Genomic DNA, 22329 nt, shown 5'->3' on the forward strand with positions numbered 1-22329 from the left:
CCCGCCGATCATCGCGCCACCCCAGAGGAGCATCACTCGTGGGTCGCCGCGGACGAGGCCGCGCTCCCTGGCGGCCGGCCAGCTCCAGTACAGAATCAGCGGAGCGACGGCGATGATCGCGAGGATCGTACTGACCTTCACCATGAAGATCAATACCTCGACAGGGTGGAGTGCGATGACCAGCCCCGCCTCGTTTAGGATCTCTGTGATCTCCGCCGTCGAGTCCGCGGCGGCGATTTCTTCTTCGCTCATGTCCGTGACCTGGGCGAGGGCCGCGTCCGGTACGCGGTCGACGAACTGGGTGAGGACGACGCCGAACCCACCCTGGTAGAGCGCGACGAACGTCCCGCCGAGCACGATCATGAACACGCCGACGATGTAGAACATCTTCGAGGTGAGGCTGTTGAAGATAAAGGCGAGGTCGTAGGCGTAGCCGCCGACGTCGTCCTCGGTCGTCTCCTCCTCGGTGAAGGCGTCGAGCATTCCAGCGGCGGTACTCGAGAACAGCCCGCCCTCCTCTTCCTCGTCCGCTGTGGCGGCGCTGCCGCCGGCAGCGCTCCCGGCACCCGCACCGACGTTCGAGTCGGCGCCCGGACCGTCGTCGGACCGCTGCTGTTGTTGCTGTTGTTTCTGCAGCCCGTCGTACCGGTCGAGGATCGCCTGGGCCTTCTCCCGGTTGTCGTCGTACATCGCCTGCCGGGACTGGTCGAGGGCCTCGTCCTCCTCCATCTCGAGGAAGACCGGTGCGGGGACGTCCTCGATGTCCTCGGCCGCGAGCGTCTCGAAATCGACGTCTTCGGCGGTTTCGGCGGTCCGGATATCGTCTTCCCGTGGATAGACGGGCGACTGCAGGACCTTCACCGTGTAGCCGAGCAGGATGAGCCCGCCCACGGTGGTAGCGGCGATCGCGGCGATCGCCAGCAGACCGAGTACGCCGTAGTCGACGTACAGTTCCCAGAACCCGACCGTTCCGCCCTCGGGCTGGAGCCACGCCGGCAGGTTCGGATACACTTCCTGATTGACGAACGCGAACCCACCCTGCACGATGAACACTACCGCAGCGATGGCCACGAGGGCGATAACGCCGAGGAACTGGAGGAGCCGCCGCTTCATCAGTCCGGTTCCGGTATCGAGTTCGGCTGCACCCCGACGGCGGATGTTGGTGACGACCTTTGCCAGTCCGAGACTGAAGACGTACAGCGCAAACAGCGGCATCGCCCACATGATCAGCGTGAACGGGTCCGGCGGGGAGAACATCGCCCCGAAGACCGTGATGGCGACCGCCGCGTGGCGCCACTTGTCCCGGAACATCTCGTAGGGGACGATCTCCGTGTAGGAGAGCACACCCATGAACAGCGGCATCTGGGCCGCGAGGCCGAACGAAAGCGTCAGCAGCGCGATAAACTCGGTGAACTCGGTGATCCCCCAACTGGGGTTGACGCCGGCGTCGAACGCGACCGCACCGAGGAAGTCGAACGCGAACGGGAAGAAGATCGCGTAGGCGTAGAAGACGCCGACCCAGAACAGCACGAACGACGCCATCGCGAAGCTGGCCATGTGAAGCCGCGAGATCGGAACCTTCGAGCGGAAGCCGCGCTCGCGGAGTTTCTGACGGGAGAAGTACAGGAGGGCGGGGATCGCGACGATAATCCCGACCAGCATTCCGATCTTTGCCTGCAACAGGATGACCTCGAAGGGGGTTCGAGTAATGATCTCGGTCGCGTCGGCGACCACCTGATTCATCTCCGAAGTCGCCGTCTGCTCGAGGAAGTCCCAGATCCAGATCCGCAGGGCATAGAAGGATCCGAGGAAGCCGGCGACGAAGACGATAAACACCTTCTGGAGGTGCGTCTGGAGGCTCGAGAGCATCGCGCCGATCGTCTCCCGACCAGTGTTGATAGCGCGGGCCGTGTCCTCGTCGACGGCAGAACTCATTTACTGATGAGTTGTAGCTGACATCCGGTTATCAACCTTTCGTGTACGAAACGGGCGTCTCGAGAAACGACGGCCGCCTGTCTGCGGTTTCGGGTGACCGTAAGAAAAGGCCTATAACTGGCGGGCTATCTATATCTCGATAGATGTCGGACGAGTCGGCGACCGATGGGGACGTCGAACCCCCCGAAGAGCCGCGGGACGAGCCCGAGGACGGTGCCTCGAGCGACGCGGATCCTGCGCTCGACGCCGACGACGAGATAGAGCCTGGCGACGACGACGATGACACAGCCGAAGTAGACGACGGTACGGCCGACGCTGACGAGATGACGGCCGATGTCGACGACGACACAGCCGATAGCGACGATGTGGCGGCCGACACTGATGACGAGGCCGACGCCGATGGCGCACTCGAGACCGCCGACGACGACGAGCCCGAACTCGAGACCGACGGCGAGGGGGTCGTCGGCGACCGGCCGGAGGAGTCGGATACGACCTACCCCGACCCCGACGAGGACGTCGGCGGGATCTCGACCCCGCCGGACGACGAGGAGATGCCGCTGGCCGACCACATCGAGGAGATGGTGCTCCGGCTGGCGGTCGTCTTGCTCATCGGTTCGGCCGGGACGGCGATCGGACTGCTGTGGGCATCCCAGGCGATCGATCACGTCTGGAACAACGTCTTCCCCTCCCAGTTCGAGCAGGTCCCGCCGCCGCATATCTACCACCCGCTCGAACTGTGGTTGACCCGGATCAAGCTCTCGGCGCTGCTGGGGATCATGGTCGCGCTGCCGATGTTCGTCTACCAGTGTTACCTGTTCATGAAGCCGGGGCTGTACCCCAACGAGCGCAAGTACTACCTCGCGGCCGTCCCGACCAGCGTCGTCCTCGCGGGGTTGGGGATGATCTTTTCGTACCTGCTGGTGTTGCCGATCCTCTTCCAGTACTTCACGTTCTACGCCGAGGGGAGCGCGGGAATCGCCTACGCGCTCGGGGACACGTTCAATCTGATCATCACGCTGACGGGCTTTCTCGCCATCGTCTTTCAGATTCCGCTGTTCATGATGCTCGCGATCATGATGGGCGTGACGACCCGGGAGTGGCTCGCGGACAAGCGGCTGTACTTCTGGGCCGGTTTCGCGGGACTGGCCTTCCTGTTTACCGTGGACCCGACGATGATGGCCCCCATTCTCGTCGCGATCACGATGATCCTGCTGTTCGAGGGAACCCTGTTACTCCTGAAATGGACGGGCAGATAGCCCTTCCCGGCTAAATCCTCGCCGAAACCCTCGAGCCCCTGGCGCGACCGTTCCCGGCTCTCACCTGCTCTCCGGCCGCCTCGAGTCCGTCCGATTCCGCTAGTTGCCGTTGAGAATCGTCGCTCGAGTGCGAACTCCGTCCGCATATATCTCCTTATACAGATTGTAGTCGATTGGAGATCCGACGTTCGCCGCCGAATGTGGTGTGGAATAGAACGTCCGTTAACGGTTACAGTTATACGAGTTAGGAACATGCGGATGAAACATGAATGCGTCTCCATCCGGAGGAAAAGGACACGAATTAGAGTACGATCGTCGTATCGGGGTGGTCGGCGGTGGCGCATAAGAAAGAGGACCAGAAGGCGGACTGCTACGGTGACGAGGTTCGCGAACACATCCTCGAGTTCGCCGAAAGCGGCGGCTACGAGGCGATTCCGGAGGACGAACGCGAGGAGTGGTTCACCCGGTTCAAGTTCTGGGGGCTGTTCCACCAGCGCGACGGCCAGGAATCGTACTTCATGATGCGGCTGACCAACGCCAGTGGCGTTCTCGAGCCCGGCCAGCTACGGGCGATCGGCGAGGTCGCCCGCGACTACGCCGCGGGTCCCGTCGAGAACCCCGAGTTCGGTAACGGCTGGATCGATCTCACGACTCGGCAGTCGGTCCAGCTCCACTGGCTGAAACTCGAGGACGTCCCCGAGATCTGGGAGACACTCGAATCGGTCGGTGTCTCCTCCAGATCCGCAGGTGGGGATACGATGCGTAACATCTCCGGGTCGGCGCTCCACGGCAAGGTCGAGGAGTACGTCGACTCGGGCCCGCTACTCGAGCGGTTCCAGGAGGAACTCCGCGGGGACGACGCCCTCGCGAACATGCCCCGGAAGTTCAACATCAGCGTGACGGGCTCGAAATCGGGCTGTGCACAGGACTCGCTCAACGATATCGGCTTCGAGCCGGCGCGTAAGGAAATCGAAGGGGAGACTGTCAAGGGATTCAACGTCCGCGTCGGCGGCGGCCTCGGCGGTCGCCAGCCCCGTGCTGCGAGCCCGCTCGACGTCTTCGTCCGCCCCGAGAACGCTTACGAGGTCGGTCGCGGTCTCGTCGAGCTCTACCACGAGCACGGCAACCGTCAGAACCGTTCGAAGAACCGCATGCGGTTTTTCGTCGAGGGCTGGGGCGAGGAACGGATCCGCGAGACACTACAGACTCAGTACGTCGACGTCGAACTCGAGACCGCGGGCGAGAGCTTCCGCGAGGAGTACACCTACAACGCCGGCAAACCCGCCGACGCGGGGAAGCGCGATCACGTCGGCGTCCACGAGCAGCAGGGCGAGGGCATACACTACGTCGGCCTGACGGTCCCGGTCGGCCGCATGCCCGCCGAGGACGCCCTCGAGCTCGCCGATCTCGCCGACGAGTACGGCTCCGGAGAGCTGCGACTCACGCGCCGACAGAATCCCGTGATCGTCGACGTTCGGGAGGACGTCCTCGAGGAACTGCTCGACGAGCCGCTGCTCTCCGAGTACCGCCCCGAGCCGAGTCCCTTCGAGCGCGGCGCGATGGCCTGTACCGGCACCGAGTTCTGCTCGATCGCGCTGACGGAGACGAAAGCCCGGATGGCTCGGATGCTGCGCTGGCTCAACCGAAACGTCGACCTGCCCGACGACGTCGGGACGATCAAGATGCACTACTCGGGCTGTACCGCCGACTGCGGACAGGCCATGACCGCCGACATCGGACTCCAGGGGATGCGCGCCCGCAAGAACGACGAGATGGTCGAGGCGTTCGACATCGGCGTCGGCGGCGGCGTCGGCGAGGAGCCGTCGTTCATCGAGTGGGTTCAGCAACGGGTTCCCGCCGACGAGGCCCCCGGCGCGATCAAGAACCTGCTCGAGGCGTTCGCTGCCCACCGCGAGGCGGGGCAGACGTTCCGCGAGTGGGTCGAGGCGACCGGAACCGAGACGCTGATCGAGTGCTGCGAGCCCGAGGAAACCGACTTCGAGGCACCGTACATGGCCGACGCCAAGCAGTCCTGGTATCCGTTCGCTGACTCCGAGTCGCTGGCGGAGGCGACCGCGAAGAGTTCGATGGTCCCCTCTGACGACTGATCGACACCGTCTTTCAGTGCCCTTCCGCGAGACGTCGGCTACCGGTGATCGGCCGTTCGCCGGCGTGCGTACTCGAGCGCTTCCTCGAGGGTCCCCGGTCCGTCGTAGCGCGCGGAAAACAGCTGCATGAACTCCAGCGCGATCCGGTTACAGCGATCGAAGGTGAGCACGGTTCTGACCGGTTTCGTTTCGGAGAGCTCCAGTCCCGGGTAACTCGTCGTCGTGAGCGCGTAGCCGGGGTGGGAGTCGCCCTCGAGGGAGGCAGGGGCGACCTTCACCCGCAGGTCGTCGGACTCGTGGCGGTAGGTCAGGTACCGCAGTTCCCGGTCGCTGTCGGTCGTGTTATAGTTTCGCTCGGTTTCGATCCTCCACGGAGACGGCACGTCCTCGTCGTCCATCGGCAGTTGCTACCCACCGAAAGGCTACGTCCGTATCGACTTGTGCAAAATTTCCGTACGCTTGAATAGAACTACCTCATCTTTCGAGTTTCACACCCAAAGCCGATTATACACTGGACGGATGGCTAAGAGACATCGAACTCAGTGGACGATCAGCGATCGACCTCGCTCGCGAGTAGGGTGAGATAATCCTCGAGCAACCGCGGGAGGAGGAACTGTTCGCGGACGGTTTCCCGACCCCGTTCTCCTAACCGATCCCGTAGTCCGTCGTCCTCGAGGAGCCGAACGAGGCGATCCGTCGTCGCCTCGGTGTCCTCGGGGTCGACGAGGTAGCCGTTCTCGTCGTCCTCGACCTGGAGCGGGATGCCGCCGACGTTCGAACCGACGACCGGCGTCTCCTTCCACAGCGTCTCAGAGACGGTCAGCGCAAACCCCTCCCGAAGGGATTTCTGGACGCCGACGTCGGCGCTTCGCTGGATGAGGTTGATTCCGACGTCCGGCAGGTTCGTCAGGAGGTGGACGTCCTCGTCGGTCTCGGTTTCGGCTTCGACCTCGCGGTAGACCTCGATTCCCTCGGGATCGTCGTCGGGCATCCCGCCGGCCAGCACGAGCTGAGCGTCGGGTACTGTCTCGCGGACGTTCCGGTAGGCCTCGACCACCCCGAGCGGGTCCTTCCAGGGGTCGAACCGAGACACCTGTACCAGCAGCGGTCGGTCGACATCGAAGGGGTACTCGCTCGGATCGCTTCCCTCGAGACCGTCCGGAAGCTCCTCGAGCGGCCGATTCTTCTCGGTGAAGGGGTCGATCGCGGGGTGGACGATCGCGGTTTCCTCGTCGGGGACAGCCTCGGCGTACGTCGGGTGGCTGACGATGGTTCGATCGATCGGCTCGAGCCAGGAACGGACGAACTCGAGGTAGGCGTCGGCCGCCGTCGTCAGGTCGATGTGACAGCGCCAGAGCAAGCTCGTGTCGGGATACCGCTCGGCGAGAGTCGGAGCCATCCCGAGGGACTGCGGATCGTGGAGGACGATCGCGTCGTACCGCTTCTCGAGCGCCCTCGCGTTCTCGCGGGTGACGCGCCGATAGGTGTCGCGCATCTCGTCGGTGAGCGTAGTGTGGTCGCCCTGCAGCCCGTTGTGGATGGTCTTGGTGACGTCGTAGAACTCGTCGGGGGCATCCATGACGTACCAGTCGACGTCGACGCCGACGTCCCTCGAGAGAGGCACCAGCGCGTGCAGGATCTCGGCGACGCCGCCGCCGTCGGCGGTCGTGTTGATGTGAGCGATTCGTTTACCGTCGAGTCGGTCTGCCCGATCGCGGATATTGTCCCGTCGGTCGGGACCGAGGACGTCCTCGTAGGCCGACAGCCGTCGATCCGTCGTTTCTACGGAAAGCATTCGTCGTGCGGATAGTTCACACGCCCTGTCGGATCACTGTTTCTCACGTTTTCGGACGGATCCACTCGAGAGGCTCGATCAGTTGTGGCTTCGAGGCGTTACGACGACTCCGATGCGAACACGTCGTCCTCGACGTTTCCGTCGTCGACGTCAGCCTCCGTGGCGGGACTGACGCTTCCGGTTCGGTAGCCGTGCAGATCGAGGGTGACGTGGTCGAACCCGATCTCCGAGAGCTCCTCGCGGACGGTCTCGACGAACTCGAGTTCGAGCGCGCGCTCGAGTTCGTCCGGCGCGACCTCGATCCGGGCGAGCCCGTCGTGGTCACGCACGCGGAACTGGTCGAATCCCCACTGACGAAGCAGCGCTTCGGCGCGTTCGACGCGGCCGAGTCGTTCCTCGGTCACCTCGAGCCCCGTCGGGATGCGCGAGGAGAGACAGGCCATCGACGGTTTGTCGGCGACCGAGAGACCGTAGCGGTCGGCGATCTCTCGGACCTCTTCCTTGTCGATCTCGTGGGCCAGAAGCGGCGAGTGGACCTCGAGCTCTTCGACGGCCTGCAGGCCGGGTCGGTGACCAGCACCCGGATCGTCGGCGTTGGTCCCGTCACAGACGGTTTCGATTTCGAACTCGCGGGCGGTCTCTATCATCTCCCCCAGCCGCATCGTCCGGCAGTGGTAACACCGGTCGTCGTCGTTCTCGACGAAGGCGTCGCTCTCGAGTTCGGAGAACTCGACGAGTTCGTGGCAGATGCCGATCTCGCTTGCGACCCGCTTTGCGTCCTCGAGTTCGGCCTCCGGCAACGTCTCGCTTCTGGCGGTGCAGGCGACCGCGTCCTCGCCGAGGGCGTCGTGAGCGAGCGCGGCCACGACGCTCGAGTCGACTCCCCCGGAGAACGCGATCAGTACGCCGTCGCGCTCGGCGAGGTCGGCGCGTGCGGCCTCGAGTTTCGCCTCGAGCGTTGTCATGGCCCCTCGTTCGAACCGAACGGGCAAAAACGCGTTGTCGTTCCGACGGCTCATACGGATTGCTGTAACGATGTACCGGCGCAACCGCCGCACGTGTCGCGGTTACGCCGGTACTGACTTACAGTAAACCGTATCAGTGGTCGCGGAGCGAGTTAGTCACGTTGCTCCTCGCCCGTGACTCCGAGGGCAGTCGCGAGCGCCCGCGGGGACCTCGTCGCCGGCCATCCGTTCGTCGAACCATCGTCGACGCTCGAGAACGACCGCGTCCTCGGTCTCGTGGAGCCCGTCGAAACGGTCCCAGGGGAGGAACCGAGTAGTGATGGTTCCCGACTCCTGGTACCGGAGTCCCTGCTCGCAGGCCTCGTACACCCGGGACCGTCGCACGCTTATTTGCAGGATGACGACCGCCACGACTCCAGCGGTCAGAAGACTTGAGGGGAGTCCGTACAGCGTGCCAACGAACGCGCCGATCGACCCGACGCCGAACAGGAGCGTGGCGGCGTGCATTCGTCGCCGCCTCCGCCGGTCGCGGGTCGCAACCTAGCAGGTCCTCGAGTCGCCCGCGGCACCCTCGGCGTAGACCCGGGTACCGAGGATCCAGACGACGAGTCCGAGCGCCACCAGCCCGAGCAGCGAGAGTCGTATCGCCAGTGCGACGTCGGCGATTCCGCCGTCCTCGAGGATCGTCGTGGCGACGGTCGGTACCAGCGGACCGACCACCGGCACCGCGAGCAGCCGTCGACGGCCCGCTGCGACCCACACGTCGGAACGGCTGTCGAGTGCAACGGCGACCGTCACCCACGCGAGACCGAAGACGAGAATCGACCTGATTCCGCCGATACCGATCGCGGTGCTCACGAGGAAGCCAAGCACTCCAGCGTAGGCGCCGGCCGTGACCGACGGCCAGTCGACTGCGTTCACACCTCGAACGTGACACCTTACTGCAACAAGTATTCTCTCGAGTTCTCGTCGCCCCGTGGTCGTTCGTCGGGCTAGCCGTCCACTGCACGCCGGACGGTTAAGTTCGTGTTCGCGGTAGGTACCAGGAGAGCACTATGACCGTCTCCGAACGACTTCGACGACTGCGGTCGAGAAAGGGTTCCTCCGACGTTACCGGAGCGACGGCCGAGCAGTCACGAGCCGAACACGCCGCGCGCGCGGCGGTCCGTGGGATCCAGGCGGGAATCGTCGCGACGCTGATTATGACCGCGTTCCGACTCCCGATCCTGCGTTCCCTGCCGCCGTCGGCGAACTTCTGGTCGACGTACGTCAGCGGCAACGATCCCGAGGACCACCCGGTTATCGGGCTGATCCTCCACCTCGTGTACGGAATCCAGGGCGGAGTGATCTTCGGCGCACTGTTCGCCCTGTTCGACGCCGACCGCTCGATCGAACCCGAACAGCGCGGCCTCGTCTGGGGCTCGGTGTTCGGTATGGGGCTGTCGGCCTTCGGCTCCCAGATCATGCTCAAGGAGCTGCTCGACATCCGTCTCGAGTCCGACGAGCTCGCGCTGTTCCACGCCGCTCACCTCGTCTACGGAATCTCGCTTGGCGCCTGGGTCGGTTCGCGGACGGAGGGCGTCGAGGATCCCGAAGAGGAGTACGAGTACGACGACGGGAACTGATTCCCTCTGCGTTGTTACTCCGAATATCTAGTTTAACAAGGATTAGCAGCCGTATTACGACTATCGGGTCCGAAACATAACAACCAGTATGCCCGTCGACGGCCCAGCGGCGGTATGGAACTGGGCCTCGTCGCCGGCGTCGTTCTGATCGGCTTCGTCCACGGCGTGTTGCCGGACCACGGCTGGCCGATCGCGGCGACGTACGCGCTGAATCGTAACCGACGCTGGCTCGCCGGACTGGTGGCGGCGTCGATCCTCGGCATCGGCCACCTGATCAGCAGCGTCGCGCTCGTGCTCGCGTACTTCTGGTTCAGCGCGTTCGCCGAGTTCGCCGAGGGACCGTGGCTCCGGTACGTTGCCGGAACCCTGCTGATCCTGCTGGGTATCCACGAGTATCGCCACGGCGGACATGGCGTACACGAACACGACGATCACGAGCACGGCGAGGGCCATAGTCACGAGCACGACGACGAACGCGGCGAAGATCACGATATCACACACGGCCACGACGCGGATCACGGCCATCACACCAACGGCGGCGTCGACGCTATCGGGCCGGGAGACCACGCTCACCACGACGCCCACGATCACGAAACCGATCGCAGTCTTCTCGAGCGGATCCGCGCCGCGCTTCCCGGCGGTGGCGGCCACCAGCACCTGAGCGAGGAACACGCCGAACGGGGGCTGGTCGCGCTCGGAACGACCGCACTCTTGCTCGGCTTCGCTCACGAGGAGCCGATCCAGATCCTGGCGATCTGCGTCGGCACCGACGCCTGCCTCGAGCTTATGCTCGTCTACTCGCTGGCCGTCATCGTCGCCATCATCGTCCCGACGCTACTGTTGATCGCGGGCTACGAACACTACCGCGAGCGGATCGAGCGGCTCACCCCGTACCTGCCGACAATCACCGCCGTCGTGCTGATCGGTATGGGACTGGCGTTTATCGCCGGGGTCCTCTAATCGATCGTCGCAGCCAACTGTTCGACGTCGGACTCGAGCCGGCTCGCGTACTCGAGGCGCAGCTCGCGGGCGTCGCTTTTCGTCACGTACTGCCGGCCGCCGATCTGGGTCGCGATCGGATGGTAGTCGGTGACGGAAAAGCCCATCCGATCGAGGTAGTTCACCACGGGGGTCGACTCGAGGCCCTTTCCGATCGCCGCGCCGGCGAGATCGAAGACGGTGTCGTAATCGGGGAGTTGAACCCCCTCGCCGGTGACGTAGCCGGTTGCGTCGTCACGACTGCCGTCGCCGATCTCGACGTTCGTCTCGTGGATCGTCTCCATCACCGCGTACAGCTCGTCGGCGAGTCGCAGCAGTTGACTCGGAAGCGCCGCGTCGGGCGAGCGCCACTCGACGGTCGGCATCTCGTCGCGCAGTCGAACTGGCGTCCAGACGACGTCGTCCGCGGAGAAGTTTTCGGCAATCGCGTCCCCGTCGACGCCAGCTGCGAGCGCTTCCTCCTCGAACTCCTCGAAACACCGCTCGAGTCGGCGCGACCACTCGCCGACGCTCTCGACGTAGTTCCAGAGCTGGCCGTGTCGCGGAAACTCGGCGTACGCCTCCTTTCGATAACAGTGGGCTCGCGCGCTGTTCGCGACGCGTTCGCCCTGATAGTACGGCGAGGAACTGACGAGCGCGAGGGCGGGGTCGAGCGCGATGAGCGCGTTGAGCTGGTCGGTTACGTTTCGCTTCTCGAAGTGGAGGTGCGTTCCGGCACAGTAGCTCGCGTACTCGAAGTTCGATCCGAGGACCTCCCGCTGGATCCGCCCGCGCTCGCCGGGCCGGCGCTCGATCCCGTCGCAGTTGATGGGGGTCCCCAGCGGAACGAGACCCTTGTCGATTCGGTCGGCCTCCGCGAGCACCGCCTCGAGCTGTTCGACAAACGTCGTCCGAAGCTCCGCTATTGACCCGCAGGGAGGAGTCTTCAGCTCGAACAGCGGTTCGACGAACTCTCGTTCGGTGTACTCGGAGACGTCCGCGAGCGATTCCGGCGGGGTGAGTTCGCCGTCGTCGTCGATCACCCAATACTCGACTTCGAGACTCGTGTTCATTCTCAGTTGAGAGGGAGGTGGCTGCTCGCTTCGTGCGGTTAGAACGTCCTCGATACAGACCCTTCTTCAATGGAATGAGGGCGTGTCTCGCAGAAGCAGTCGTGCCTGCACCAGCCTGCCGTATACCCGACAACCATACGGAGGGGCTTGCCGATCCTCGTGGAAGTGCCGGCTACGGCTGCGGCGTTCGTGGGCCGTGACGTAGCTGCCCTGACGACGCTGTCCGTTCGGAGCTGAACGATCCGTGGGGCGCCTCGTGTGGGGGAAGCGACGGCGTCAGCGAACTCACGGCACCTGCAGTTTCGTCGTTCCCGCACGCGCTGCTGGTATATTGCGGTCGACTTCGGCGAGTCGTTCCGACTACGCGGCCTTCGACGTCGAGGTGTCGGGGGAGTCCGAGGAGTCGTCCTTTCGGAGCAGCCCGACGACGCCCTGTGCGACCATCCCGATAAGGACCCACTTCCAGGCGAGGACGGCGACGCCGAGCATTAGCCCCGCCCGAACGTAGTTTCCGCGGTCGACCGCCCGCTTGGCGCTTTTGAGTATCGAGACGACGGCGAGCGACCGCGTCGCGGTCGAGCCGAAGAGCTTCTTCAGTACCATAGCTCTACTTGCGGAGTGAGGAGAATAACGAGCGACCCGGAACGCGCAAGCTTCGAGCTATCGCGCTCAGGTCGCCGTAGACCGTACCGTGCCGGATCACTCGCGTCTCCGCCCCGCGGCACGATAGCCGTGCCCACTGTTATCATCTCGGACGCTTCTCGGACGCGAGGCTTTTTCTCACTCCGCTCTGATACGCCGCTCGAGAACGATGGACCTCGAGTCGATCCCGGGCGTCGGCGAAAAGACTGCCCGGTCGCTGTCGGCCCTCGACGATCCCGAGCGAGCGCTGCGAACGGGCGACGTCGCGGCGATCGCGGCTGCACCCGGTATCTCGCAGGGCCGGGCCGCCCGCATCGCGCGCGGGGCGATCCGCCACGAGCACGACGATCCAGGTGCGTTCCTCGCGACCGATCGGGCGCGCGAGGTCTATCGGAGCGTGCTCGGACTGCTCAAGGAGCGGACCGTGACCGACTACGCCGCCCAGCGCCTCGAGACGCTGTATCCGAGTTCGCGGCGCTCGCGGATCGCGGAGGTCCAGGCCTTCGCGAGCGAGGCGATCGAGCGCAACCCCGACCCCGAGGTGCTCGAGGCGCTCGAGGGCGTCGAACCGCTTCGCGAGTCCGGCGACGTCCGGGTGCGCGAGCGCTGTCTGGCGACGACCGACGCGGAACGCTATACCGAGGCCAAGGAGGCGATCCCGGAGCTGCCGGTCGAGATCGTCGAGGATGCACAGGGACTGGCCGAACTCGCCCGCGGCTACGCGACGGTGATCGCGATCGACGAATCCTTCGCCGGCATCGCCGTCGAGGGCGACGTCCGCGTCGAGCCGAACGCGCTCGAGAACCCCGCCGAGATCGTTCCCGAGCGGTCGCTGGCGTTCTTCGCGCGCAACCGAAACCGACTCCGGGCTGCCATCGACGTCGACCGTACCGTCGGTCTCGGATCGGAGTGCGATCTCGACGCGCTCGAGGATGGGCTCTCCCGGCTCGACGAGGACGGGACGGTCGCGGGCGACGCGGAACTCGACAGACTGACTGCGGCCGCCGACGACGTCGACGCCGCAACGGGAACGGCTGAGAACGTCGCCAACGACCACCTTCGGGAGGCGATCCGCGAACAGGACGTCACCATCGAGGGGTCGGACCTGCTCTCGCTGGTCGAACGCGGCGCGGGTGTCGACTCGCTGCTGTCCCGGGAGCTGGCGGACGAACACGCCGCGGCCGTCGAGGCCGCTCGCGACCACGTGATCGACGCGCTCGCCCTCGAGTCCGGAGAGGAAGAGCTGGCTCGGCGGCTCTTCACCGACGAGCCGACGTTTCCGGTCGAACGCGACGAGGACGCGCTCGGTCGGCTTCGAACCGAGCTGACGACGGCCAAAGAGCGGCGTGCGAACCGCCTCAAACGGGAGTTAGCGGCAGATCTCGCCGACCGACGCGAGGGGGCGCGCCGACTCGTTCGCGACGCCCTCGAGCTCGACGTCGAACTCGCAATCGCCCGCTTTGCCCGCGAGTTCGAGTGTACGATGCCGGCGGTCGTCGACGAGGAGGTCGGGTTCGCCATCGATGGAGGGCGCTCTCCGTTGCTCGACGAGTCGACCGAGGCGATCGATCCCGTCGACTACGAGGTCTCCGGCGTCGCTCTGCTCTCGGGCGTCAACAGCGGTGGGAAGACGTCGACGCTGGATCTCGTGGCGAGCGTCGTCGTGCTCGCACACATGGGGCTGCCGGTTCCGGCGGAGCACGCACGCGTCCAGCGGTTCGACGACCTCCACTACCACGCCAAGACCCAGGGGACGCTCGACGCCGGCGCGTTCGAGTCGACGGTCCGAGAGTTCGCGGAGCTGGCCCAGAGCGGCGAGGGCTCGCTCGTGCTCGTCGACGAACTCGAGAGCATCACCGAGCCCGGCGCCAGCGCGAAGATCATCGCCGGCATTCTCGAGGCCCTCTCCGGAAACGGCGCGACCGCGGTGTTCGTCTCCCACCTTGCGGACGAGATTCGGGAGATGGCCGGCTTCGACGTGACCGTCGACGGCATCGAGGCGGTCGGACTGGTCGACGGGGAACTCGAGGTGAACCGCTCGCCGGTGAAGAATCGACTGGCTCGTTCGACGCCGGAGTTGATCGTAGAGAAACTCGCCGAGGAATCGACGGAGACCCGTCCACAGTCGGACGGCGGGGCGTCAGCTCGATCGGGATCGTTCTACGCGGACCTTCTGGAAAAGTTCGATTAACGTATTAGTCCTCGAATATGAAAATTGAGAAAAAGAGTACTTTCGGGCCACGAGACGCTGTTAACCGGGAGATAATAAGGTGGTCCGGATCCACCCTTCGAAGCGAAACGGCTGGTTCGGATCGATATCGGTCTGCGATGAACGAACACCTCGACATTACAACATGGAACGGAGCGCGCGGACCTCTCAGCACGACGAAACTGAATCGGACGACGAATCCACCGGCATGAACACGCTACTGATCGGGATCGACGCGGGAAGTCTTTCGGTCTTCGACGATCTCGACGCGGACACGGAGATCCCGACGATCCACCGGCTCTGCACGGAGGGGACGAGCGCACCGCTCGAGTCCCAGATTCCGCCGTGGACGCCGAGCGCCTGGCCCTCGATGTACACGGGCGTGAACCCGGGCAAACACGGCGCGTTCGGTTTCGTCGGCTACGACGGTTACGACTGGCACGTCACCAGCACCGACGACGTCAACGAACACACCGTCTGGTCGCTGCTCGACCGCCACGGCTACTCGAGCGTCGTCGTCAACGCACCGATCACCCACCCGCCAGAGGAGTTCGACGGTGCCTTGCTCCCCGGATTCATCGGTCCGGAGGATCCGGACTGTCATCCCGACGGCCTCCTCGAGGAGGTTCGCGACGCGATCGGCGACTACCGCGTGTACCCGTCGTACTCCCGGGATGACGATACGCTCCCTGACTCCGAGAAAATGACGGAGTACCGAAACCTGATCCGGATGCGCGGCGCGGCGTTTCGGTACCTCGCCGAGGAGTACGACCCCGACTTCGGGTTCGTCCAGTTCCAGAAGACGGACACGGTCTTCCACGAGTTCTTCGGCGACGAGGAGAAGGTCCGATCGGTCTACGAGACGACCGACGAAGAGATCGCCGCGATCCTGGAACGGTTCGACCCCGATCACGTGTTCGTCGCCAGCGATCACGGGATGGGCGAGTACGACGGCTACGAGTTCCGCGTTAACGAGTTCCTCCAGGACCGCGGCTATGTCGAGACGACGACGAGCGGGAAGGGGATGCCGTCCTGGACGCCGATGCGCCGCAAGCTCCGGGAGGGCGAGGAGTCCGAAACCTGGGAGCCGAGCTTCACCGAGCGCGCCGCGGCGGTCGCCGCCGAGCGGTTCGGGATCACGGCTCGCGACGTCGGTGTCGTCCTGGAGCGCGTCGGCCTGGCCGAGACTGTCAAGGAGTTCGCCCCGGGTGGGGTCGCACGGACCGCGAACGAACAGGTCGACTTCGAGAACTCGCAGGCCTACGTTCGGGCCCGTACCGAACTCGGCGTCCGGATCAACCTCGAGGGGCGCGACCCCGAGGGCGTCGTCTCGCCGGACGACTACGAGCGGGTCCGCGAGGAGCTCATCCGCGAACTCGAGGACGTCGAGACGCCGGACGGCGACCCGATCTTCGAGACCGTCGCGCCGCGCGAGCGGTACTTCCACGGCGAGTACGCCGAGGATGCGGTCGACATCGTCACCGTTCCCGCCGACTTCGATCACGCCATCTCCGAACAGCTCGGCGAGGACTACTTCGGTCCGGCCGAGCCCTGGAACCACAAACTCGACGGGGTGTTCGCGGCTGCGGGCGCGGGCGTCGACGAGGACGAAACGTTCGAGCGTGCTCATCTGTTCGACGTCGCCCCGACGATCATGGCCTCGTTCGGCCTTCCCTACAGCGACCGAATGGACGGGAGCGTGATTCCGGTCGTCGAACCGACCGAGGCGACGTCGTACCCCGCCTACGACGGCAAGGGAGAACCGAACCAGTCCGAGGTCGACGAGGAAGTGACGGACCGACTGGCTGATCTCGGCTACATGAACTAACCGACGCTCGGGTCTACCGAATTCGAGCAAGGCGGCTACAGTGCGTGGTTTCCGAGTGACCGCGTCGGCTCGAGAGAGCCGCTTCCGGCTCGAATTTTGGCCGATCGACCGTGGCTCGAGCGCCTACACCGAATCGGACGTTGCGGCCGTGATCGCATCCGTAAGCGTGACGACCGTCAAGTCACGTTCCTCAACCCACTCGAGCATCTCGCGGATCCCGTCCTCGTCGACCTCGTCTTTGAACGTGTGGGCGCCCACGATACCGATGGCATCCTGTGCGGCGACTTCGTCGAGCTGTTCCTGGATGTCGAGGGGATCGGTGAACTCGATGAAGTAGTCCCGGTGGGTGTCGAACGGATCGAACTCCTCGCGGTCGTTGAGCATCGATCCCGGGTTGACGTTCGCGATGCCGTCGTAGTACTCGCTTGCGAACTCGATCGTCCACTCGTCGCAGACGTCGTACGGGGCCAGCAGCGTATCGACTTCGAACCCCCACTCCTCGAGTTGTGCCTTCGAATCACCGAGAAACTCGTGCATGAGTTCCTCGGGGTAGCGCTCGACGGTCTCGCCGGCAGCGAACGATTCACCGATGGGCTCGTCGAACTCGAGGTAGCCGCCGATCTCGTCGCTATCGGAGGCGACGACGGTCCGAACGACCGAGTTCTCCCCGTCGGTGATCTCGATATCGTACTCCAGGTGGAAGCCGTGGTTTCGTTCCTCCGGGTAGACACGCGTGTCGTCCGGCTCGACGTCTTCGACGAGTTCGAACTCGCCGAGGGCGGTGTGTGCGGTCGTGTGGGAGTTGATCTCCCAGCCGGCCTCGGCGAGCTCCTCGAGGTGCTCGACGTCCATCCAGTCGTTGTCGTTGAAGTCCTCGCGGCCGACCCACTCGGTGACGATACCCGTACTCGCAGGTGCGTCGAACTCCTGGTGGACGGGAAACGCCTGCTCGTAGTCCTCCATCGGCCCGTCGTCGTAGGTAAACACCACGGCTCCGCCGTCGATATCCGGAACGTCCTCCGTTTCTTCCTCCTGCTCATCCGTCTCGTCGCTCTCGTCGGACTGGGCTGCGTCGTCTCCGTTCGAACCGTTCTCGTCGTCATCGTTCGGGTCCTCGTCCCCGTCTCCGGCTAGACTATCGAGACAGCCCGCAGTCGCTCCAAGCGTGCCGGCACCGATGGTGCCGAGGAGTACTCGGCGTGTTGCCTTCTCGTTCATCGATGATAGTTGATAGTTCTACCCACCTATTTATCTCTCGATTAACTGTAGTCTCTGGTCGCTCGGCAAAAATCGCTCGAGACGCTCCGACAGCGTGAGGACCGCTGATGCTACTCGAGCCCGCTACCAGTCGTTCTCGTACGGTAACTGACCTGATCTTAATGCGGTTATAATAAGGCCATCCCGACACAGAGCTTCGAACACTGTGGGTGCCACCGGACTACTACTAGCTGTGAGAGCCGTCCGACGGCGTCGCTCTCGGGGGAACCTGTGAACCGAACCCTCCCTGGCGATGATCTCTCCGTCGGTACTGCTAACGTCGTTGCTCTTCTCGTGGGATTTGTCACGATACCGGTTCTGTTCCGACTGCTCGGTCCGTCCGGGTTCGGCGACTACGCGTTTCTGCTATCGGTGTTTGCGATCTACATGATCTTCGTCAGTTCCTGGATCACAGACGGCGTCCGAACGTTCCTGGCGGAGGACCGGCCGACATCCGACCGGGAGCCGTACGTGATCGGGTTCTATCTCCGACTCGCGGTGTTGTCCGCGCTTACTGGCGCCTTCGTCCTGTTTCTGGGCTCTCGAAACGGATTCGTTGCGACGCTGTTCGGCGAGGAGTACACGACCTACTTCTACGGTCTGGCGCTGTTGGTGATCTCCGTCCAGTTCCAGTCGTACTCTCGAAAGACGCTTCTGGGACTCGGTCTCGAGCGACACTCCGACGCCCTCAGCGTCCTCAACAACGTCGTGTTCGTCGTGGCCGCGGTTCCACTCGTCTATCTCGGTTTCGGTGTTTCGGGGGCTCTGGCGGGTTACGCGCTCTCGAGCATCGTCTGCGGTATCGTCGGTCTGGCCCTGATTCACGGCCGCGTGTCGCTCTCGAGCGTGTTTCGAATACCGCCACGGGAGTTTCCACGCAAAAAAATGCTCACGTCCGCCTCGACGAGCGTCGCGCTTCTCTTCTTGCTCGCCTCGCTCTACCACATCGATATCGTGATGCTTCAACAGTTCCGCGAGAGTTCGGCGGTCGGCAACTACCGAGCGGCGCTGTTCCTGGCCGAGTTCCTCTGGTTCGTCCCGATCGCTCTCCAGACTGCGTACGTCGTTCCGACGTCCGACCTGTGGTCTCGAAACCGGCTCGACGAGATTACTGCTCTCGCGTCGAAGACGACCCGCTACACACTCTTGCTGACTGCGGCCGTAGCGGTCGTAATCGCCGCGCTGGCCGACGTCGCAGTCCCGATTTACTTCGGTCCCGACGCCACGCCAGCGATCGGTCCGGCGCTGTTACTGCTGCCCGGTGCGCTCGGATTCGCTCTTGCACGACCCGTCCTCGCGATTTCGCGAGGGGAGGGTACGCTTCGCTATCCGGTTCTTGCGACCGCTGGCGCCGCGGGGATCAACGTCGCACTCAACTACCTGCTGATTCCACGGTACGGAATGCACGGTGCGGCGTTCGCGACCACTATCGGCTACGGATCGATGTTCGTCTTTCACTGGCTTTCGGCACAGCAGATCGGCTTCGATCCGCTCGCCGATGCACGACTCGTCCGAGTAGCGGCGACGACCGCCTTCGCTGCGGTGCCGACGTTCGCCCTTGCGACGGTAGTCACAAACCCGTGGCTTGCGCTGCTTCTCGTCCCTCCGTTTGGACTTCTCGTCCATCTCGTCTTCGCCGTCCTCACCGGAGCGATAGAACCCGCAGAGCCGTTCGGGGTTCTCGCCGAGCTTCCGTCACCGGCAGGTTCCCAGGCCGAACTCATCCGCGAGCGCCTCGAGGGCGTCAACGGCGACCTGACCGTTGTGGGCTGGTTCCAGAGCATGCTGTTTCTGGCCGGCGTGACGCTTCTGTTGTCGGGGGTTCTCCTCGCGACGTTCGGACCGGATACAGGGGTTCCGATCTTTGGGTAGGAATCGTCCGTCCCAGCGGAAGCCGATCCTGTCGGAAACCGGATCGGAACGGTGGTCGCCCCCTCTCGTCCTGCTCGAAACGCGGTTAGTCCGTCGATAATAAAGCGCCGGTGGGCCCGTGTCGAACGAAATGGCACTGGTTAGCGTCATTATTCCGACGTACAACCGGGAGGAGACGGTTTCGAGAGCGATCGACAGCGTCCTCGAACAGACGCATGAGGACCTTGAGGTCCTCGTGGTCGACGACGGATCGACCGACGACACCGCAGCGGTTCTCGAATCCTACGATGACGATCGGGTGCGGCCGATCTACCATGAGACGAATCAGGGGGCGAACGTCGCGCGGAACACGGGCATCGAACGCGCCCGGGGGAAGTACGTCGCCTTCCTCGACTCCGACGACGAGTGGCGCCCGGAGAAACTCGAGTCTCAGCTCGACGTTCTCGATGAGCGTTCCGAGGAGTGGGTCGCAGCCTACTGCGGCTTCGCGTTCGAACTCACCAGCACCTCCGATAGGTTTCGCGGTCTGGCCGCCAGCGTTCTCTCTCGCGCGGACGGTCAGCCGCAGATGGAGGGAGGGGAGGAACTCATCGGCGAGATACTCGCCGACAACGTTCACACGGGCGCCGGCTCGACGCTGATCGTCCGAACCGACGTCGCGAGAGACGTCGGCGGATTCGACGAGACGCTCGACCGGTTCCAGGACCCCGAGTTCGTCCTGCGGATTCTCGAGGTCGGGAAGCTCGCCTACGTCGACGAACCGCTCGTCGTCCGCGAGGAGACGGGGACGCCGCCCGCGGACACCATCAGACGAGCCGACGAACAGTATCTGTCGCTGTACGCCGACGAGGTCGATCGGTTCGAAGACGAGGGGTACGAGATCCGCTCGAGCCACGACCTCGTGCTTGCAAAGAGCTACTTCAGTGAGGGACGTCCCGCTCGTGGCTGCTGGCACCTCCTCCGTGCCGGGCCCGAACTCCGTCACCTGCCGGGTGTCCTCTGGTCGGCCGTCTCCGGGGCCCGACGGCGCCCGTTCCCGTTTCTCGCTACCGGTTTCGTCCTCGTCGTCGCGCTGATCGGCGGGTGGATCGGACTTCGTTCCTAACGGACAAAACACTCCTATCGTCTCGAGGGCCCGACGGAGCGGTCCCTCGATTTCTGTGTCGCTGGTGGCCTGCTCGAGACGGTGATCAGTTCACCGATTCGGCCGCTTCCGAAATCAGACCAGATTCAGGTGCGAGGATGTACCGGCTGTGGCTACTGGCAGTCCGGCCATCCGCGATATATCAACCGACGCCGACCGAATCGTACGCGAGAAAGTGCTCTCGGCGTTGGAAAAAACATAGAGCGAAGAGAGAAAAAGCGGTCGCCGTCGTCGCCGATCAGTGGCCTTCGCGGCGCATCTTCCAGAGGTCGTCGAAGTCGATGACCTCGACGTCGGACTCGTCGATGTACTCGAGGAGTTCCTCGTAGTCGTCCACATCCATCGTGTTGTCTAGATCGAAGGCGTGGAAGTTCAGGACCGTACACTGATTGTGCTCGACCGCAGTATCGATACAGTCCATCGCGATATCGAGATCGTGGCCGATCGTCCGGGGCATCACCAGCGGATCGAAGCCGTGGACGCCCATGAGGTTCGGGCTGCCGGACTGGTTGAACCCGCCTGCGTAGTAGTAGTTCGAGGCGATCTCGAGCACCCGATCGTCGAAGTCGTTATGCGGGAAGACGAGGTAGTGGCCGCCCTCGAGTTCGTTGTTGACGGCCCAGTTCTTGTCCGTATTTATTGTGTCGTCGAGTTCCGCGTCGTCGAGGTCAGTCCATTCGGTATGGGTTCCGTGAGCGACGATCTGGTCGCCGGCCTCCTGGCGCTCGAGGACCTGCTCGATCGTCATGACCTCGTCGCGCTGGTCTCTGGTCCACTGACGGACGACCGCCTGAACGGCGTTGACGTCGTACTCGTCGTGGAGATCACCGGCCGGTTCGTAGAAGTCCTCGAATCCGTCGTCCCAGCAGAGGATGACGTATCCCTCGTCTGGTTTCTCGTGGGTGCGCAGGTCGTCGAACCACACTTCGGCTTCGTCGCCGGTGTTGTGGACGACGAGTCTGATCTCGTCGATCGCGTCCTGCTCGACCGGCGTCGTGCTTTCGTCGGCGAAGCCGGGACACATCCGGAACCAGCCGGGGGTCTCGTCGCCGTAGGAGATCGACTGGAGCATGTAGCTCGCGTGCCCGCCGTAGATGTCCCGAACCTGGATCTCGAGGGCGATGTTGTGAGGCGTGGTCGTCTGAACGGCCACCGAGAGATCGAGGTCGTCCATGTCGGTCGCCTCGTCCAGCTCCGTCGCGACGACGGCGTTGTCCTCGTCCTCGGCCATGAGGCGAATACTCTGGTCGCCGTCGAAGGCGTACTCGTCGTCCATCTCCGCTTCGCCCTCGAGGATCGTCCAGTCGTCGTCGGTCTCGAAGTCGTTGAGCTGGTCGCCGGGCTGTCTGAACTCTTCGCGGCTGTTGTACTCGGTTTCGACCTGGAGCTCGGGCGATTCGACCTCGTCGCCGTTTTCGCCGTTACCGTCGTCGTCGCCGTTACCGTCGTCGTCGCCGTTACCGTCGTCGTCGCCGTTACCGTCGTCGTCATCCTCGTCGGAGAGGAAATCCGTACAGCCAGCCATGGCCGCCGCGAAGGCCGTTGCACTGGATGCTGCGAGGAACCGTCGTCGAGTGTTCCGTCGTTGGGTCATTGCTGACTCCGGCTAGCGACAGCAATGGTATTATTATGGAGCCAATAG

The 22329-nt window shown here is 64.1% G+C and carries 18 protein-coding genes; 8 read left to right on the forward strand and 10 right to left on the reverse strand.

All coding sequences use genetic code 11. The annotated features are described in order from the left end of the window. On the reverse strand, positions 1 to 1935 hold a 1935-nt coding region (locus tag C491_RS07870), incomplete at its 3' end, for a twin-arginine translocase subunit TatC (RefSeq protein WP_005555065.1). 143 nt (positions 1936 to 2078) lie between these two features. On the opposite strand from C491_RS07870, the gene tatC reads away from it, so the two are divergent. Both tatC and C491_RS07880 read left to right on the forward strand, forming a co-directional pair. Next, entirely contained in the window at positions 2079 to 3191 is a 1113-nt protein-coding gene (gene tatC / locus C491_RS07875; protein WP_005555068.1) for a twin-arginine translocase subunit TatC, read from the forward strand. Positions 3192 to 3526: 335 nt separating this feature from the next. Then, the gene (locus C491_RS07880) at positions 3527 to 5299 is read left to right on the forward strand and encodes a nitrite/sulfite reductase (RefSeq protein ID WP_005555069.1); all 1773 of its coding nucleotides are present in this window, start codon (positions 3527 to 3529) and stop codon (positions 5297 to 5299) included. 38 nt (positions 5300 to 5337) lie between these two features. Here the strand turns inward: C491_RS07880 and C491_RS07885 are convergent, their stop codons facing one another. The 5 genes from C491_RS07885 to C491_RS23640 form a co-directional block, all read right to left on the reverse strand. Further along, entirely contained in the window at positions 5338 to 5697 is a 360-nt protein-coding gene (locus tag C491_RS07885; protein WP_005555070.1) for a hypothetical protein, read from the reverse strand. A 152-nt stretch (positions 5698 to 5849) separates the two neighbouring features. Then, entirely contained in the window at positions 5850 to 7094 is a 1245-nt protein-coding gene (locus C491_RS07890) for a glycosyltransferase (RefSeq protein WP_005555071.1), read from the reverse strand. A gap of 98 nt (positions 7095 to 7192) precedes the next feature. Next, complete coding sequence (gene larE, locus C491_RS07895) at positions 7193 to 8059, reverse strand: ATP-dependent sacrificial sulfur transferase LarE (protein WP_083909293.1); 867 nt, start codon at positions 8057 to 8059, stop codon at positions 7193 to 7195. Between the two features lie 156 nt (positions 8060 to 8215). Continuing rightward, positions 8216 to 8566 (reverse strand): hypothetical protein, encoded by a 351-nt coding sequence (locus C491_RS23635; protein ID WP_005555073.1) that lies wholly within the window; start codon positions 8564 to 8566, stop codon positions 8216 to 8218. 33 nt (positions 8567 to 8599) lie between these two features. Next, entirely contained in the window at positions 8600 to 8980 is a 381-nt protein-coding gene (locus tag C491_RS23640) for a hypothetical protein (protein WP_005555074.1), read from the reverse strand. 134 nt (positions 8981 to 9114) lie between these two features. On the opposite strand from C491_RS23640, the gene C491_RS07910 reads away from it, so the two are divergent. Together C491_RS07910 and C491_RS07915 are read left to right on the forward strand one after the other, a co-directional pair. After that, positions 9115 to 9684 (forward strand): DUF6789 family protein, encoded by a 570-nt coding sequence (locus tag C491_RS07910; protein WP_005555075.1) that lies wholly within the window; start codon positions 9115 to 9117, stop codon positions 9682 to 9684. Positions 9685 to 9798: 114 nt separating this feature from the next. Then, positions 9799 to 10644, forward strand: coding sequence for a hypothetical protein (locus tag C491_RS07915; protein ID WP_005555076.1), 846 nt, complete (start codon positions 9799 to 9801; stop codon positions 10642 to 10644). Here C491_RS07915 and C491_RS07920 read toward each other — a convergent pair. Then, positions 10641 to 11735 carry a glutamate-cysteine ligase family protein gene (locus C491_RS07920; protein WP_005555077.1) on the reverse strand — a complete coding sequence of 365 codons (1095 nt, stop codon included), beginning with the start codon at positions 11733 to 11735 and terminating at the stop codon, positions 10641 to 10643. The two genes, C491_RS07915 and C491_RS07920, sit on opposite strands and share 4 nt — an antisense overlap. Positions 11736 to 12095: 360 nt before the next feature. Then, on the reverse strand, positions 12096 to 12338 hold the full coding sequence (locus C491_RS07925; protein WP_005555078.1) for a hypothetical protein: 243 nt from the start codon (positions 12336 to 12338) through the stop codon (positions 12096 to 12098). Between the two features lie 208 nt (positions 12339 to 12546). Here C491_RS07925 and C491_RS07930 point away from each other — a divergent pair, with 208 nt between their 5' ends. Then, positions 12547 to 14568 carry a MutS-related protein gene (locus tag C491_RS07930; protein WP_005555080.1) on the forward strand — a complete coding sequence of 674 codons (2022 nt, stop codon included), beginning with the start codon at positions 12547 to 12549 and terminating at the stop codon, positions 14566 to 14568. A 163-nt stretch (positions 14569 to 14731) separates the two neighbouring features. Next, positions 14732 to 16414: an alkaline phosphatase family protein gene (locus C491_RS07935; protein ID WP_005555083.1), complete on the forward strand. Its 1683-nt coding sequence runs from the start codon at positions 14732 to 14734 to the stop codon at positions 16412 to 16414. Positions 16415 to 16537: 123 nt separating this feature from the next. Here the strand turns inward: C491_RS07935 and C491_RS07940 are convergent, their stop codons facing one another. Further along, entirely contained in the window at positions 16538 to 17632 is a 1095-nt protein-coding gene (locus C491_RS07940; RefSeq protein ID WP_005555085.1) for a polysaccharide deacetylase family protein, read from the reverse strand. A gap of 270 nt (positions 17633 to 17902) precedes the next feature. On the opposite strand from C491_RS07940, the gene C491_RS07945 reads away from it, so the two are divergent. Next, positions 17903 to 19543, forward strand: a complete 1641-nt coding sequence (locus C491_RS07945; RefSeq protein WP_049891600.1) for an oligosaccharide flippase family protein — start codon at positions 17903 to 17905, stop codon at positions 19541 to 19543. Positions 19544 to 19673: 130 nt separating this feature from the next. Then, positions 19674 to 20648, forward strand: coding sequence for a glycosyltransferase family 2 protein (locus C491_RS07950; RefSeq protein WP_005555087.1), 975 nt, complete (start codon positions 19674 to 19676; stop codon positions 20646 to 20648). 277 nt (positions 20649 to 20925) lie between these two features. Here C491_RS07950 and C491_RS07955 read toward each other — a convergent pair whose 3' ends face one another. Beyond that, positions 20926 to 22281: a polysaccharide deacetylase family protein gene (locus tag C491_RS07955; RefSeq protein WP_049891602.1), complete on the reverse strand. Its 1356-nt coding sequence runs from the start codon at positions 22279 to 22281 to the stop codon at positions 20926 to 20928. Between the last annotated feature and the right edge of the window lie 48 nt (positions 22282 to 22329).

It is taken from the genome of Natronococcus amylolyticus DSM 10524 (genome assembly GCF_000337675.1).
In the GTDB taxonomy this organism is placed as follows: Archaea; Halobacteriota; Halobacteria; order Halobacteriales; family Natrialbaceae; genus Natronococcus; species Natronococcus amylolyticus.